Here is a 15,858-nt window from a genome sequence, read left to right as displayed (position 1 = left end):
TGGCCGATGGGTAAAATAATTCCGGCTCTGAATTGTCCTGTGTTTCTCGTCCTCTTTTCGTAGTTGTGGATGGATGTCGACGAACATTGTTCGACAGCCCGGCCGCACTGGCGTCGCGCGATGGGGATATGGGCATCACAGAGCACCAGCCGGAACCTGTGATCACTCCAGCTATTCGGGTAGCGGAATGAACTCCGCCTCATCGCCGGGAGGCAGGCGTAAGCGACCATGTTCAAAGTCGCCATTGCGCCAGGGCCTCTTTCGCGGCATGCCCCACCGCCACCTTGGGCGCTCAAGCGTCCGGCTCTTGCCAATGAGGGTAGGTGACATAAGCCGTCACAGCACCATCCTCGTGGGAACGGATCGTCACCTTATCGCCTTTCTGCATGGCGATGACCTCCCCGGGTCCGGCCGTCACCGATCCTTGGTCGTCGGCGACGGTGATCTTTCCTTCCAGGATCACCATCGTGTCGTGCACGGCCATGGTCTCCTCCAAGATCTGGCTCGGCCCATAGCGCCCGAAGCCGATCGTCACTGGCCCGCCGTGACGCTGGTCGAGGACGTTGCCGACGAAGATGTCGCCCACCTGCCCCGGCGAGCGTTCCAGCGGAGCGTCGGCAATGGCAAACTTGTGAATGGTCAAAGGACTGTCTCCTTCATTATTGGCTGTGGATATTGGAGCGTGGCGAAGCTGTGGCGGTGAACGTGGAACGCCCGATCGAATCTCGGAACCCGCGCGTCAGTCCTTGAGGCAACCGGTGGCCGATCCGCCCGTCCGGGACCGAAAATCATGCGCTTCGGCGGTGGATTGGCTATGCCACCGGATCAGTGAGAGCCTTATGACTACTTGCTCTCTGGTATGCGTGCGATGACCTTGATCTCGAAATCGAAACCGGCAAGCCAGTTCACCCCAATGGCTGTCCAGTTCGCGTAAGGCGCTTGGGTGAAGTTCCTTTGCCTGACCGCCATGACAGCAGCGAACTGGTTTTCCGGGTCCGTGTGGAACGTCGTGACGTCCACGACATCGTCGAAGGTACAGCCTGCGGCGTCGAGTGTAGCCTTGAGGTTGTCGAAGGCCAGTTGGACCTGGCGTTCCAAATCGGGTTCGGGTGTGCCATCGTTAAGGCTGCCGACTTGCCCCGAAACAAAAAGCAAATCGCCTGATCGGATCGCTGCGGAATAGCCATGTTCTTCGTAAAGAGCATGCCTGTTTGCGGGAAAGATTGCTTGGCGTTTAGTCATTTCTCGTCCTCTTGTCGTAGTTGTGGATGGATATGTCGACGAACATTGTTCGACAGCCCGGCCCGCACTGGCGTCGCGCGATGGGGAAATTGGCCTCACAGAGCACCAGCCGGAACCTGTGCTTTGAACACTTCAGCTATTCGGGTAGCGGAATGAACTCCGCCTCATCGCCGGGAGGCAGGCGGAAGCGACCATGCTCAAAGTCGCCCTGGCGCCAGGCCTCTTTCGCGGCATCGATCTTCTCTTGCGACGATGCGACGAAATTCCACGAAATATAGCGTGGCCCGTTCATCGTTTCGCCGCCCAGAACCATCAGCCGCGCGCCGCGTTCACCGGCGGTCAGGCTGATCCGGTCACCAGGGCGGAACACCATCATCTGCCCTGCAGCGAAACTGGTCCCGGCGACAAGAATACTGCCCTCGACGACATAGACGCCGCGATCTTCGTGATCGTCGGGCAATGGCAATTTTGCGCCCGCAGCCAGAGCCACGTCGGCATAGAAGGTCTCGGTGAAGGTCTTGACCGGCGCGCGTGCGCCCCAGGCTGCGCCCAGGATCAGGCGGACCTGTTTGCCCTCGTCTTCGAGGAAGGGCAGAGCCTCGCGGCCGTGATGCTCGAAACTCGCCGTGGTGTCTTCCGCGTGGTCCGGCAATGCAACCCAGGTCTGGATTCCGAAAGCAGTGCCGGGCCGGCGGCGCATCTCCTCGCTGGTGCGTTCGGAATGGGTGACGCCAGTGCCGGCGATCATCCAGTTCACCTCGCCGGGGTAGACCATCTGGTCGGCCCCCGTGCTGTCGCGGTGGTGAAACGCACCCTCGTAAAGATAGGTCACGGTGGCAAGACCGATATGAGGATGCGGCCGCACGTCGATGCCGCCGCCGGTCAGAAACTCTGCCGGCCCCATCTGGTCGAAGAAGATGAAAGGGCCGACCATTTGCCGTTTTGGGGCGGGCAGCGCACGGCGCACTTCGAAACCGCCGAGATCGCGGCTGCGCGGGATGATGAGGGTCTCGATCGCATCGAGGCCGCTGGCCTCGGGGCAATAAGGGGTTTGCGTGGGGTTCCAGCTCATGGTGCTCTCCTTCGCTCAAACGTTCACAGCGGCCGCAGCAGGTGGCGGACGGCAGGGGATTGGCCGCCGATGTGGAAGGCGTTCAGCAGTTCCTGATCCAGCGCGTCGGTACGGGTGACGCGCGCATGCTGGCGCTGATGCTCGATCCAGCTTTCCACGACGAAGCTCTCGACCACTCGTCCCGGTTCGGCCACATCCTCCCAGATGTCCCAGCGGATTGCGCCGTCGCGCTGCCGCACTGAGCGGAAGCGACGCAGCGCGGCGGTGAAATCAGCCTGTCGCTCCGGGGCGATGCGGTATTCGATCTCGACCAGCACGGGGCCGCGGTCATCGGCAAGCGGAATCGCGACTACAGGCTCGGCCCAGTGGTTCGAAGGCGCGAGATCGGTCACCGTATCCTTTGGCAGCCGCCAGCGCAGCGCCAGCAGGATCGTCAGCATCAGGCCTGCAGCGGCAATCGTCAGGGCGCCGGTCACGCTGGAGCGGCTCGCAATCGCCCCCCAGAGAATGCTGCCGCCCGTCATCGCGCCCTGAAACACCAGTAGGTAGACCGCGAGCGCGCGGGCCTTGACCCAACCGGGCGAGGCCATCTGCGCCGCCACATTCAGCGAGGTCAACATGCCGATCCAGGCGAGACCTGCGACAAACATCACCGCCCCAGCTAGCCAGCCATTCGGCGCCAGCGCCAGTGCAAGCGTCGAAGACGCGAACAGCAGCGTCGCCCAGATCGAGGTCGTGTTCGCTGCAACCTTCTTGCGCAGTCGCTTCAGAAGCAGTGCGCCGACAATGGCACCGGCGCCCATGCAGCCCAGAAGCGCGCCATAGCCCGCCGCATCCAGCCCAAGTTCACGTCGACCTACCAGCGGGAGCATCGCCCAGAGCGCGCTGCCGAACAGAAAGAAGCCCAGGGTGCGGACCAGAACCAACCTCATCGCCGACGAATGCCGCGCATAGCGATAGCCCGCTCGAAGCGCGCCGAAGAAATGTTCGGGTGGCAAATTGCGAGCGGTATGCGCGCGTTGCCATGTGACGAGTACGATCAGCACCGCCAGAACCGACAGGGCGTTGAGCGCGAAAACTGCCGGAATGCCAGCAACCGCCACGATCACCCCGCCAAGCGCCGGACCGATGGCGCGCGAGATGTTCACGCCGAGGCTGTTCAGCGCCACTGCGTCAGGCAGGGCGGGCTTGTCCACCAGTTCCGGGACGATGGCTTGGAACACCGGCGCGCTGAGCGCTGCTGCGAGGCCCAGCACGAAGGTGGCGCCAAGCAGCACCCAGGGGGTGGTCAGTTCTCGGAAGGTCAGAAAGGCGAGGACCGCAGCCGCCGCAAGGCCGAGGATCTGCGCCGCCAGCAGCATTTTCCGCCGGTCTACGATGTCGGCCATGGCCCCGGCGGGCAGCGCCAGCAGGAACATCGGCAGGGTCGTCGCCGCCTGCACCAGCGCCACGAAAAGCGGGCTGGGCGACAACGAGATCATCAGCCAGGCAGCGCCGACATCATGCATCCAGGTGCCTATGTTCGATATGATCGTGGCAATCCAGAGTGCCCGGAAGACCGGGAAATTCAGCGGGCCCTTGGCGGGCGGCGGTGTATCCTGGAGAGACATCTCGGCTCCTTTCCGGCGGAAAATGGGTTCGCACCGTCTGCATGTTGTGAAGGCGGGTGAGGCGCCCTTGCCGCTCATACCCAGGTCGACAATGCTGACGGCGCTACACGGCCCAGCAGCCGCAGCCAAAGGCGCCCCAAAAGCTGCGGGCGTCTGAAGTGGGGACATTCGCGCCTAGTGCCGCTGCATGATCGTGCCCATGCACTCCGCAACTTTGCGAACAACCGCAGCTCATCGCCAGCTTCGCCTGCGTCTCTGGCGTCCTGTAGTAACCTCCGAAAGTCGCGACGGGAGACCAGTCGGGCATTGGCGCGGGCAGTGCAGGAGCGAGTGGGCCGTAATCGCCCTCCCCATGCACGACCTTGCCGCCCAGAACCGTCAGAACCGAGCGCAGGTGCACGATCTCGGCCTCGGGCACAGCGAAATAATCGTCCGAGAGCACGGCAAGGTCGGCAAGCTGACCGTTCTTGATCTGCCCTTTCTTGCCCTCTTCGCTGGAAAACCACGTATTCGCCTCGGTCCAGAGCCGCAGCGCGGTTTCCCGGTCCAGCCGATTGGCGGCCGGATAAAGCCGCGTGCCGCCCAGCGTCTGCGAGGTCACCAGCCAGGACAGCGAAACCCAGGGGTTGTAGCTGGCTACCCGCGTGGCATCGGTGCCCGCGCCAACTGGCAGGCCCGCTTCCAGCATCCGTCGGATCGGCGGGGTATTCTCCGCGGCCTTGGCGCCGTGACGTTCAATAAAATACTCGCCCTGAAACATCATCCGGTGCTGAACGGCAATCCCGCCGCCAAGCGCGGCGACCCGATCGATCGACCGGTCGCTGATCGTCTCCGCGTGGTCGAAGAACCAGTTGATGCCTTCCAGGGGTACGTCCCGGTTCACCTTCTCGAAGACGTCGAGCGCGCGCGAAATTGTCTCGTCGTAGGAGGCATGCAGGCGCCAAGGCCATCGGTTCTCGGCAAGCAGGCGGATCACCGGCTCCAGATCGGCCTCCATGTCCGCCGGCATCTCGGGTCGTTCGATACGAAAATCCTCGAAATCCGCGGCGGAATAGACCAGCATCTCGCCCGCGCCGTTATGGCGATAGGTATCGTCGCCCTGACCGGGGCTGACCTGCTTCGCCCAGGAGGCGAAATCGGACAGTTCGTCCTTGGGCTTCTGGGTGAAGAGGTTGTAGCTAATCCGCACGGTCAGTTGACCATCGGCATGCAGCTTTTCGATGATGGCGTAGTCATCGGGATAGTTCTGGAATCCACCGCCCGAGTCGATGGCCGAGGTGACGCCGAGACTGTTCAACTCGCGCATGAAATGCCGCGTAGAGTTGATCTGATAATCGGGGTCGAGTTTCGGCCCCTTGGCCAGCGTCGAATAAAGGATCGTCGCATTGGGCTGCGCCAGCAGCAGGCCTGTGGGGTTGCCTCTCGCATCGCGCACGATCTCTCCGCCCGGCGGGTTCGGCGTGTTCTTTGTATAACCGACGACCCGCAGCGCTGCGGCGTTCAGCAGCGCCCGGTCGTAGAGATGCAGAATAAAGACCGGCGTATCGGGTGCGACGGCGTTCAGCTCTTCCAGCGTCGGCAGGCGCTTTTCGGCAAACTGGTGCTCGGTGAAACCGCCCACCACGCGCACCCATTGTGGGGCAGGAGTACGATCCACCTGGCGCTTCAGCATCGCCATCGCTTCGGAAAGCGACGGTACGCCGTCCCAGCGAAGCTCCATATTGTAGTTCAGCCCGCCGCGGATCAGATGGATGTGGCTATCGATTAGGCCGGGGATCAGTCGACGGCCCTTCGCGTCGATCACGGTCGCCTCAGGCGCGGCCGTGCGCGCCTCGGCCTCGGAGCCGACTGCGAGGAACTTACCGTCGCGGATCGTCACGGCCTCGGCCGAGGGGTTCTGCCGGTCGAGCGTCGTGATCTTGGCATTGACGATGATTAGGTCTTCCGCGGACATTGCTGTTCTCCTTGCGGGTGCTGTGTTTGCTTTCGTCACAGGTCGAGGGTCGCGGTCCGGACAAGATCCAGCCACGCGACAAGCAGGAATCCTCCGGCCAGACCGAGATGTTCGAAAAAGGCATTCGCGTCCGCGTGCCGCGCCTCGCCTGCGGGCTGCTCCCAGAACCGCAGCGCGATCAGGGTGGACATCAGCGTGAACCCGGCAAGCGCCAGTGCACCCAGCCAGCGCAGGAAGCCCGTCATCACCATCGCCGAGGCGATCAGTTCCAGCGCGATCACCAAAACGGCGAACAGGGCGGGCGGGGCCAGCCGGAAGTGAGCCATCTCGGCGACTGCACCGGGGAAATCGGTTAGCTTGACAAGGCCGCCCTGGATATAGGCCGCGCAGAGCCCGAGATGCGCGAGGAACAGTATTGCTATCGAGAGTGCGCCGCCTGCATCAATGTTGAATGACATCAGACCACTCCGGATGTTTCTGTGACTGTGCGCGTACGAAGGGGCAGAGCGGCACGATGCGATAACTCTTGGCTCGAGCATCGGTGATCAGCGCCCCTACCAGCGCCGAAGCGGCGCCCGTGCCGCGCAACGTGTCGGGAACAAGGGTGTGATCGGCGATGACCAGCGCATCCGAGACCTTCGAGATGGTCAGTTCGCCTTCGCCCTCGAATCCGCCAATGCGGGCGACAAAGCGGCCCTTGTGCCCCTGGTCCTCATAAGAAATTTGAACGGCGGATTTCTCCGTCATCTCAATCACCATGATATGAAAGAGTGGGTGGCTGCGGCCCGATCTGCCCAGACCGCAGCGGAACTGGCTCAGACCGCCGGATTCGGGCCGATGGTCTCGCCGTGCGCCGCGCGCTCGGGCCCCTTGTGGACCATGGTGTAGGCGTAATCGACACCGATGCCGTATGCGCCCGAGTGCTCCTTCACGATGGCAAGCGTGGCGTCATAGGTCTCCTTGCGAGCCCAATCGCGCTGCCACTCCAGCAGCACCTGCTGCCAGGTCACCGGCACCACTCCGACCTGCGCCATCCTTTCCATCGCATATGCATGCGCCTCCACGGAGGTGCCGCCCGAGGCGTCACCCACCATGTAGATCTCGTAGTCGGTGTCCTGCAGGCAGGAGAGCGCGAAGGTCAGGTTGCAGACCTCGGTCCACAGACCGGAGACGACCACCTTCTTGCGACCCTGCGCGGCATGCTCCGCCAGCGCATCGCGCACGTTCCGGTCGTCCCAAGAGTTCATCGAGCTGCGTTCGAGCAGCTTGTTCTCCGGGAAGACCGCCAGCAGTTCCGGATAGGTGTGGCCCGAGAAGCCGAGCGTCTCGACCGTGGTTATGGTCGTGGGCACGCCAAAGGCCTTGGCCGATTTCGCCAACCCGACGACATTGTTCTTCAGCACCTGGCGGTCAATCGACTGCACGCCAAAAGCCATCTGCGGCTGCTGGTCGATGAAGATCACTTGGCTGTTCTGCGGGGTGAGTAGTTCGAGTTTGCTGGACATGGGAAATCTCCTGTCTGGGAAAACGAGACGCCTCCTGGTCGGCGTCGCTTCACTGCCTCGTCGGCATGAAGAGCGGTGGCGCAACCCGCCAGCGCGAACACCAAGCGCATCCAAAGCTGGCGAGCTATCTCGTGAGTGAGGATGACGATGCTGGAAAAGCCCTCGCTCTATGGCGACGCTTTTTCCAAGAGTGTTGACCTGCGCGGATCAGCCTGCGTTGCTCGGCACCGGCGTGTTGAGCAATTGTTGCTCCCACAGATACGCAATGCCGCTTCCGGCAGAGTGCTGGATCAACAACTCGGTCAGCGCGGCGGCGGTGTCGGCCCGTGCCCAGTCGCGCTGCCATTCAGCCGCCAACGCCAACCAGGTCATCAGATTCACGCCGGCGGCGGTCATGCGCTGGAGGGCAACTTCGTGCGCCTCGACCGAAACGGCGCCAGATGCATCGGTGATCACCGTCACATCCCAGCCTTCTCCAGCAGCCTGAATCGCCGGCATCGCCACACAGATTTCGGTCCAAAGACCTGCAATGACCAGTTGCTTCCGGCCTGTCGCCTTGGCCACGTCAACCACCTTTGGATCTTCCCAGGTGTTGATGAGTGTACGGTCAATGACTTCCTGTCCGGGGAACACATCGGTGATCTGAGGGAAGATGTCTCCGCCGCGAGCAGCCAACACGCTCGTCAAGATGGTTGGGACGCCGAAGGCTTTGGCGGCCTTTGCCAGCGCTGTTGCATTGTTGACCACGATGTGAGGATCATGGCTGTTCAGGTTGGCGAGCTGGAAGGGCTGGTGGTCGATCAGGACGAGCACCGAGTCTTCGGGACGAAGTAGGGAAGCAAGACCGTTACGAAAGGTCATTAAATTATCCTTTGCTGAGGTTAGAGGGCGTGATTGCAAGGCGCACTGCCTCTGACGCCTCAATGGTTGCTGAACTCTAACGGTTGCTTTTGTGAAAGGCGGCGCAGAAGCTGCCGCGGAGTTGCCGATCTTGCGGTCTCTTTCGGTCGCGACGGTCTTGTCGGAGGAAACAATGTGACGTTAACGCGCGATACACCGGACGACCATCCGCTCCTGGTGACGACATCCCCGCCCAGCCGGAGACAGCGGCGACTGGCGGTTTGCATGCTGGTGGCAGTGGCTGGCGCCGTATTGGTCACCGCACCGGTTGCCCGCGTTTCGCTGGCGAATACCGAAATCTTTCTGCCGGCTTATGCCGCCGCAATTTTCCTCAACGAACTGATCACCGCAGTCCTGCTGCTTGCACTGTTTTCGGTGCAGCGTTCGCGCGCCGTTCTTGTCCTTTCGATCGGCTATCTCTTCTCCGGACTGATGGTCGTGCCATGGGCGCTCACTTTCCCCGGCGTGTTCGCATCTCTCGGCCTCCCGGATCCGGGACTGCAAAGCACAGCTTCCATTGCCGCGCTGCGTCGCCTCGGCTTCCCGCTCTTTGTGCTCGCCTATGCGCTGCTTAAGAATTCGGATTCTTCTGTCCGAAATTCGCACGCTCCGGTACGGGGGACGATTCTTCGAAGTGTTGCCGGGGTAGTTGCAATCGCATGCGGTTTCACCTGGCTCATCGTCACGGGTGACGACGCGCTGCCGCGGTTTATGAGCGATACCCGGAATGTTTCCGAGCCATGGCAGTACGTTCCAGCTACGGCAGTGTTTCTCTACCTAATCGGTCTCACCGTCCTCTGGCGCCGTCAGCGCTCGATGCTCGATTTTTGGCTGATCATTGTGCTTTGCACGCTGCTCATTGAGCTTATTCATCTCTCATATCTCAGCGCTGGTATTCGCCTTAGCGTTGGCTGGTGGGCAGGACGACTTTATGGACTCATCTCCGCAAGCCTGGTCCTGCTCGTCCTGCTTTCGCAGACCACAACGCTCTACGCTCGACTCGCTCGTTCGGTTTCGGCGGAGCGCCGTGCGCGGGAGGACCGACTAGTGACCATGGAGGCTCTGTCTGCCTTGATCGCGCACGAGGTCAACCAGCCATTGGCAAGTATGGTTACAAATGCTGATGCGGGCTTGCGATGGCTTGGAAGGAAGAGCCCTGAACTCGAAGAGACGCGTGCGGCGCTGAAGCGAATTGTGAACGACGGCCATCGCGCCGGCAATGTGATTGAAGGGATTAAAACGATGTTCAAGAAAAGCGCGCAGGAACGCGTTCCGCTGAACTTGAACCAACTCATAAGCGATGTCCTCAGGCGCAGCCAGGGCGAGGTGCAGCTTGGCCGCGTATCCGTTGAAACCGGCTTCGATGAGCAGTTGCCGCTCACAACCGGCAATCCGATCCAGCTCCAGCAGGTCCTGTTGAACCTGATCTCGAACGCAATCGAGGCCATGAATTCCGTGACCGACCGGCCACGAGTCCTGGGTGTCAGATCCGAACGACACGCTCCTGGCAGTGTTGTGGTGTCCGTAGGAGATACGGGAATCGGGCTGGATCCGGAACACAAGGACCAGATCTTCGAGCCATTTTTTACGACCAATCGCGATGGGATGGGCATGGGCCTGATGTTTTGCCGGTCGATCGTCGAGGCGCACGGCGGACGGCTATGGGCGACGGATAACGTTCCGCATGGCGCCATCTTCCAGTTCATCCTCCCACACAACGAGGACAGTGCATTGCCAAACAAGTGGAAACTGCCATGAACTCGGAGCAATCCGTCGTCTTCGTCATCGACGACGACCCCTCCATGCGCGAGTCCCTCGAGAGTTTGCTTCGCTCCATCTGCCATGAAGTACAGGCATTTGCGACGACTCAGGAGTTTCTGCTCAGCGAGCGACCCGATGTGCCCGGCTGCCTGGTGCTCGATGTCAGACTGCCGGGACAAAGTGGGCTCGAATTTCAACGTGAGTTGACGCGTTTGGACATTGAGCTTCCGATCGTCTTCATCACCGGCCATGGCGACATCCCGATGTCTGTGACGGCGATGAAAGCGGGGGCTATCGAGTTTCTCACTAAGCCGCTCCGCGATCAGGATTTCCTCGATGCGGTCCACAGGGGTATTGATCTCGACCGGGATCGCCGAACAAACACGGCAGTTCTCGCGGATCTGAGGGAACGCTTCGGCTCGTTAACGTCACGCGAGCGGGAAATCATGGTGCTGGTAGCCGCCGGTCAACTGAACAAGCAGATTGCCGCGGAACTCGAGCTCAGCGAAATCACCATCAAGGTTCACCGAGCTCAGGTAATGCGCAAGATGCAGGCAAAATCGCTGCCCGATCTTGTGCGGTTCGCCGACAAGTTGGCCATCGATATCACAAAGCTCTAGGTGGCCGAAACCACAGTATAATTGTATCCATCAATCTAATTTCCCATTCCTTTCGCAGCGCAGGAGGCTCCTGCGCGTGACCACGGCAGCGGCGCAGCAGCCGAGGCTAAGGAAAACGTGGGAATGTCTGCGAACCTGATTTCTATTGTCGACGATGATGAGGTGGCTCGTGAGGCGGTTGTCGGCCTCGTCAGGGCATTGGGATTCACCGCTGCAGCGTTCCGAGGCGCCGCCGAGTTTCTGAATTCCGATTGTTTGCTGCGGACGGACTGTTTGATCGCGGACATGCAGATGCCCGGCATGACGGGATTCCAACTCTACCGTCACCTCGTCGCTGCGGGCCAATCAATCCCAACCATCCTTGTCACCGCCTATCCCGACGAGGCGGTTCGCGCATTCGCCTTGAGTGCGGGAGTCCGTTGCTATCTGGCGAAGCCGCTCGAGCCCGACGCTCTGCTGGGCTGCATCCGTTCGGCCCTCGTCAACCCGACAGAGGGACGCATATGAGATGGAACCCAACAACCGGATCGGGCTGTCTCGATAAGGACAGCATAGCTGAGCCAGTCGACGGCCCGGATGAGCACATGCTCTGCCGCACTGACCGGCACCAGCAAGTAGCCATTTCATTGGAGACACAGCAATGACCGCGCCTGTCTATTCGTCTTTCACCCAATGGTACAGTGAAGGTCATCTCGCGTCTTATGTGCGCTCGATGAAATCCCCCGGTGGAACCCTCAATATGCTTGAGGCAGCGCAACCCGCTGGGGACATGTCCGACCCTGCCGTACCGGATCTTATCCTGTATCAGGATCTGCTCGGCGGCAGCCGCGTCAGTGGCGACATCGGAGGGGGTAATTTCGATGTGATGAGCGAGAAAGGCGGCTTCTTTCTCGCTGCTCCGAACTTCGCTAATAAGGTCATGGTCGACACCAGTCATCAGCTTCGCAGCTTGTCGTTTCCCATTGCACAGTGGCAGACCGTGCTTGATGAAGCCGCCGACGGCCGGTTCTCGTTTGACCGCTTGGTGGTCTACGGCGGGACGTTCGCCTCGCCGTCCATCCGATCAGCGCTACAACGTCTTTGGGGTTTGTGTGACGAGGAGGGGGCGCCGTCGCGGCTGCTGGCGCAGGCAGCAGGCTGCGAGATCCTGGCCGAACTGTGCCGGTTGAGCGGGGCACCGTTCACGCCGGCAAAGGGCGGCCTTGCAACGTGGGCGGAGCGACGCTGTCTGGAGCTCATGCGGGCGAGGCTTTCGGAAGACGTCAGCCTCGACGAACTGGCCGCCGAGGCGCGGCTCTCGCCCTTCCATTTCGCACGCATGTTCAAGCAGAGCGTCGGCGTGCCGCCACGGGTCCACCTGACGCAACTGAGAGTGGAGAGAGCCTGCGAGCTTCTCGAGATGACCGACCTTCCTGTCACGGAGATCGCCCACGAGGTCGGATACTCGTCGAACCAGGTACTCGCGCGGGTATTCGTCAAGCATCGGCACATGAGCCCTTCCGACTACCGCCGGTCCGTTCGTGATCCGGTTCGCTTGGTCGCGTAGCAGTGACTTCCAATGGAGCTGCGCGTTGCAGATTTCTTCGCGACGAGTCAGTCGGGGCACAAGCGAATGCGGTTCGACCTCGGTCTCACCTGGTTCATTTTCATCTGGCGGTGATTGGCCGCAAGATTGCCCCCTGAATAGCAGCTTCTGCGCCGCAACATGCTCTTCCATTCGCTAGGATCATCACTCTGGAACCAGGTTCGAGGACTGAACAATGACGCTGTTGACACCGCAAGAACGAAGCCGCTGAGGACGTGAATAATGCCCTGATCGCCTTCCTCGCCGGAATATGAAGACAGTATTTCTTAACCACGCGGGCCCTCGACACCCATCGTAAGAAATGGATGATATATGATTGATCTCAAGGACAAGTGCGCTCTCGTAACAGGCGGATCCCGGGGCATCGGTGCCGCGATTGCGCAGGCTTTGGCCGAAAACGGGGCGGACGTCGCGATTACGTATCAGAACTCGGTCGAGCGCGCGGACAGCGTCGTATCCTCGATCAAAAAGCTGGGCCGCCGTGGATTGGCCGTCCGGGCCGATAGTGCCGATCCGGAAGCTATTAAGCGGGCGGTCAACGAAACCGTAGAAACGCTCGGCGGCCTAGATATTCTGGTCAATAGTGCGGCCGTTGGGCTTGCTGGATCGATCGCGGACCTCGATCTCGAAGAATTCCGGACGATGATGGACGTCAACGTGCGCGGTCCATTAGCCTTTGCACAGGCTGCTATACGGCACCTGCCTAAAGGTGGCCGTATCATCTCGATCGGATCGGCCCTCGGAGATCGCGTACCGTTTCCGGGTGTGACGGCTTACGCGATTTCGAAGTCGGCCCTACTGTCTTTCACTCGCGGCTTGTCGCGTGAACTCGGCCCGCAAGGCATCACGGTAAATCTCGTCTCGCCCGGATCAACCGATACCGAGTCAAACCCGGCGGATGGCGAGAGTGCTGCTTTCCAGCGGAGCCTCTCGTCACTTGGGCGTTTCGCGGAGCCCCGCGAAATTGCCGATGTGGTCGTGTTTCTTGCGAGCCCTGCTGCAAGCATGGTCACCGGCAGCATAGTTGCAGTGGACGGAGGCGCGAACGCGTAGAATCGGAACAGCAGGAACGCGAGATGACGGCAAAATAACTGGCAAAGGATGTCATGAAGGTAATGCCAGGGGCTGTGAAAAACCAGATATGGCATCAACTGTTCATCAGCAAACAGAAGGACCGAAACATGCCTGTGCGCAAATTAACTTCATCAGAAGCCAAGTTTGAACGGTCTTCAAATAAGGATGGAGAAGCGGCTTGAGCGTAAGCCTTCGGCCGGCGTCAAGCCTCGCAAAACGGAGCTTCCAGTGAGAGCGCTTCTCGTCCTACTCGCGACCCTGTTGGCATTTCAGTTCGCAGCGCAGCTCGTGCTGGCTCAAACGCCGGCGCCTACCTCCGACAAGGTCGATCAGCTGCTCAAGCTGCTTGACGATCCGTCGGTCAAGGAGTGGCTCGCCTCCAAGCCGACGCGGTCTCCGGTCACGACGCCGGCTGCCGCGCCAGCAGAGGGAGTCGACCAGGGGATGATGTCGTCGGCGCTCGACCGAGTGCAGGCGCACCTGACACGCCTGTTTCACTCCTGGCCCATGCTGCCACAGCGCTTCGAGACCTTGCGTCATAACGCGATGCAGGAAGTGGGCGACAAGGGCGGGCTCGGCGTCGCGGCGCTGATCGTCCTTTTCGTCGGTGTCGGGGCGATCCTGTCCTATATCGCCTTCCGCTTGGTGCGGCCGTTGCGGCTGTGGACGATCGCGCAGGACAAGGGAACCCCGCAGGGCAGAGTGGGCAAGTTTGGCGGGCGCTTCCTCGTCGGGTTCGTCATGCTGGGTTCGTTTATGGTCGGCAGTGCCGGTATCTTTCTCCTCTTCGAGTGGCCGCCGCTGTTGCGCGAGATCGTGCTGGCCTTTCTGACAGCGGCCATCGCCATTTGGGGTGTCCGGATCGCCTTTCAGGTCGTGCTCCTGCCGTCGTTCATGGGCGTCGCCCACGCGCGGGAAGTCCGTGCTTTCGACATCAGCGATGCGCGTGCCGATCACTGGTATCGCTGGATCTTGGCTTTTGCCTCGGTGGTCGCGGTCGCCGCCGCGGCACTGTCGCTGCTGCCGCGTTTCGGCTTTACCCCGGACGATGTGCTGGCGCTCGCCGCTCCGATTGAGGTTGCTCTCCTGATCATCGCGCTTTGCGCCGTGTGGCGGCGACCCGTCACGCGGCCCGAAGATCTTGAACGCCCCCGTTTCTTCAGTCACAAGGCCACATCCTGGCTGCTGACGGTCTATTTCGTACTCCTGTTCCTAATTCGGGTCAGCGGCGCCAATGTGGCCTTCTGGTCCGTCGTCGCGGCCTTTGCTGTTCCCTTCGCGATCGTCATGGTGACGCGGGCGGTGAACTATGTACTGCGGCCGCCTGAAGGCGAAGACGGCGCTGCTCCGCCCCCCGCAGTCATCGTCGCGGTCGTGGATCGCGCCATCCGCCTGATGCTGATTGTTCTCGCCGCCTATCTCCTGGCGAACGTCTGGGGTCTCGATATGACGAGCATGGCTGCGACCAGCCCGATTATGACGCTCTTCCTGCGCGGCCTGCTCAATGCGGCGATCGTTGTACTCGGTGCCGACTTCGCCTGGTCGATCATCAAGGCGGTCATCCAGCGAAAGCTCGGTGTTCAGGGACCGGTCACTGCCACGGACGGCGAGGCCGTTCCGGTGCTCGACCCGCAGCAGGCCCGTTTGCGCACATTGCTGCCGATCCTTCAAAACATCATGCTCGCCATCATTATCGTCATGGCGGTCTTGATGGTGCTTTCGTCGGTCGGAATCCAGATCGGGCCGCTGATCGCGGGTGCCGGCGTCGTCGGCGTCGCGGTCGGCTTCGGCGCGCAGACCATCGTGAAGGATGTCATCGCGGGCGTGTTCTATCTGCTCGATGATGCTTTCCGCGTTGGGGAATACATCACGGCCGGCAAGTACAGCGGGACGGTCGAGAGCTTTTCGCTTCGCTCGGTGAAGCTGCGTCACCATCGCGGCCCGATCTACACCATTCCCTTCGGTGAACTCGGTGCCGTGCGCAATGGCAGCCGCGACTGGTCGACCGACAAGTTCAACATCATGGTCGGCTTCGACACCGATATCGACTTGGCGCGCAAGCTGATCAAGCGCATCGGCCTCGAGCTGGCCGAGGATCCGGAGTATAAGCCCTGGATCATTAGAGCCGATCAAGATGCAGGGCGTGCAGGAATTCGGCGAATACGGCATCGTGATCCGGATGAAGGTGACCACGAGGCCCGGCGGCGCCTTCGGCATGAAGCGCAAGTTCTATATGCGCGTGCGCGAGGTGTTCAAGCAGAACGGAATAGAGCTGCCGGTCCCGACGGTCCAAGTGCAGGGCCAGCCGGCGGGGGCGTTGTCGATCGGCCCGGAAATCGAGGCCGCGGCCGCGGAAGCACATCTGCAGCGGCGGAAGAAGGCTGTCGTGGACCGCGAGGCGGACCCATAACGCGACATGCCGGAATCGTTCCAAAGAGTGCGGGTTCGGCACTGAAGCTGGGTGAGTGAGTATGGGAAAGTCTGTCCGCCTGTAGGGCGTTTGATGGGCCAATCTCAAATTGGATGTTGCGCAGC

At 61.2% G+C, this 15,858-nt stretch carries 15 protein-coding genes; 6 read left to right on the top strand and 9 right to left on the bottom strand.

Features of this window, described 5'->3' with window-relative positions:
- Positions 1-292: 292 nt before the first annotated feature.
- From C7449_RS09575 to C7449_RS09535, 9 genes are all read right to left on the bottom strand, one after another.
- Positions 293-643, bottom strand: a complete 351-nt coding sequence (locus tag C7449_RS09575; protein WP_108002548.1) for an ethanolamine utilization protein — start codon at positions 641-643, stop codon at positions 293-295.
- Between the two features lie 200 nt (positions 644-843).
- Positions 844-1,242, bottom strand: coding sequence for a RidA family protein (locus C7449_RS09570; RefSeq protein ID WP_108002547.1), 399 nt, complete (start codon positions 1,240-1,242; stop codon positions 844-846).
- Positions 1,243-1,378: 136 nt separating this feature from the next.
- On the bottom strand, positions 1,379-2,314 hold the full coding sequence (locus tag C7449_RS09565) for a pirin family protein (protein ID WP_108002546.1): 936 nt from the start codon (positions 2,312-2,314) through the stop codon (positions 1,379-1,381).
- Between the two features lie 23 nt (positions 2,315-2,337).
- Positions 2,338-4,002, bottom strand: coding sequence for an MFS transporter (locus C7449_RS09560; RefSeq protein WP_245414333.1), 1,665 nt, complete (start codon positions 4,000-4,002; stop codon positions 2,338-2,340).
- 25 nt (positions 4,003-4,027) lie between these two features.
- Positions 4,028-5,878 carry an amidohydrolase gene (locus C7449_RS09555; protein WP_108002544.1) on the bottom strand — a complete coding sequence of 617 codons (1,851 nt, stop codon included), beginning with the start codon at positions 5,876-5,878 and terminating at the stop codon, positions 4,028-4,030.
- Positions 5,879-5,913: 35 nt separating this feature from the next.
- On the bottom strand, positions 5,914-6,336 hold the full coding sequence (locus C7449_RS09550) for a DoxX family protein (protein ID WP_108002543.1): 423 nt from the start codon (positions 6,334-6,336) through the stop codon (positions 5,914-5,916).
- Positions 6,320-6,625 carry a GNAT family N-acetyltransferase gene (locus tag C7449_RS09545; RefSeq protein ID WP_108002690.1) on the bottom strand — a complete coding sequence of 102 codons (306 nt, stop codon included), beginning with the start codon at positions 6,623-6,625 and terminating at the stop codon, positions 6,320-6,322. The genes C7449_RS09550 and C7449_RS09545 overlap by 17 nt, the downstream gene beginning before the upstream one ends.
- A gap of 68 nt (positions 6,626-6,693) precedes the next feature.
- Positions 6,694-7,383 carry a hydrolase gene (locus C7449_RS09540; protein WP_108002542.1) on the bottom strand — a complete coding sequence of 230 codons (690 nt, stop codon included), beginning with the start codon at positions 7,381-7,383 and terminating at the stop codon, positions 6,694-6,696.
- A 207-nt stretch (positions 7,384-7,590) separates the two neighbouring features.
- Positions 7,591-8,244, bottom strand: coding sequence for a hydrolase (locus C7449_RS09535; RefSeq protein WP_108002541.1), 654 nt, complete (start codon positions 8,242-8,244; stop codon positions 7,591-7,593).
- 264 nt (positions 8,245-8,508) lie between these two features.
- Here C7449_RS09535 and C7449_RS09530 point away from each other — a divergent pair, with 264 nt between their 5' ends.
- From C7449_RS09530 to C7449_RS09505, 6 genes are all read left to right on the top strand, one after another.
- Entirely contained in the window at positions 8,509-10,041 is a 1,533-nt protein-coding gene (locus C7449_RS09530; protein ID WP_108002540.1) for an ATP-binding protein, read from the top strand.
- A complete protein-coding gene (locus C7449_RS09525) occupies positions 10,038-10,664 on the top strand; it encodes a response regulator transcription factor (RefSeq protein ID WP_108002539.1) in 627 nt (208 codons plus the stop codon). Before C7449_RS09530 ends, C7449_RS09525 begins: the two co-directional genes overlap by 4 nt.
- A gap of 123 nt (positions 10,665-10,787) precedes the next feature.
- A complete protein-coding gene (locus C7449_RS09520) occupies positions 10,788-11,171 on the top strand; it encodes a response regulator transcription factor (RefSeq protein WP_108002538.1) in 384 nt (127 codons plus the stop codon).
- A 133-nt stretch (positions 11,172-11,304) separates the two neighbouring features.
- Entirely contained in the window at positions 11,305-12,210 is a 906-nt protein-coding gene (locus tag C7449_RS09515) for an AraC family transcriptional regulator (protein ID WP_108002537.1), read from the top strand.
- Positions 12,211-12,561: 351 nt separating this feature from the next.
- Positions 12,562-13,302, top strand: coding sequence for an SDR family NAD(P)-dependent oxidoreductase (locus tag C7449_RS09510; protein WP_108002536.1), 741 nt, complete (start codon positions 12,562-12,564; stop codon positions 13,300-13,302).
- A 249-nt stretch (positions 13,303-13,551) separates the two neighbouring features.
- Positions 13,552-15,792, top strand: coding sequence for a mechanosensitive ion channel family protein (locus C7449_RS09505; protein WP_170115839.1), 2,241 nt, complete (start codon positions 13,552-13,554; stop codon positions 15,790-15,792).
- Positions 15,793-15,858 lie beyond the last annotated feature (66 nt).

Origin of the sequence: Mycoplana dimorpha, from assembly GCF_003046475.1 — a bacterium.
GTDB classification, from domain to species: Bacteria; Pseudomonadota; Alphaproteobacteria; order Rhizobiales; family Rhizobiaceae; genus Mycoplana; species Mycoplana dimorpha.
This window is presented reverse-complemented; position numbering and strand designations above follow the sequence as displayed.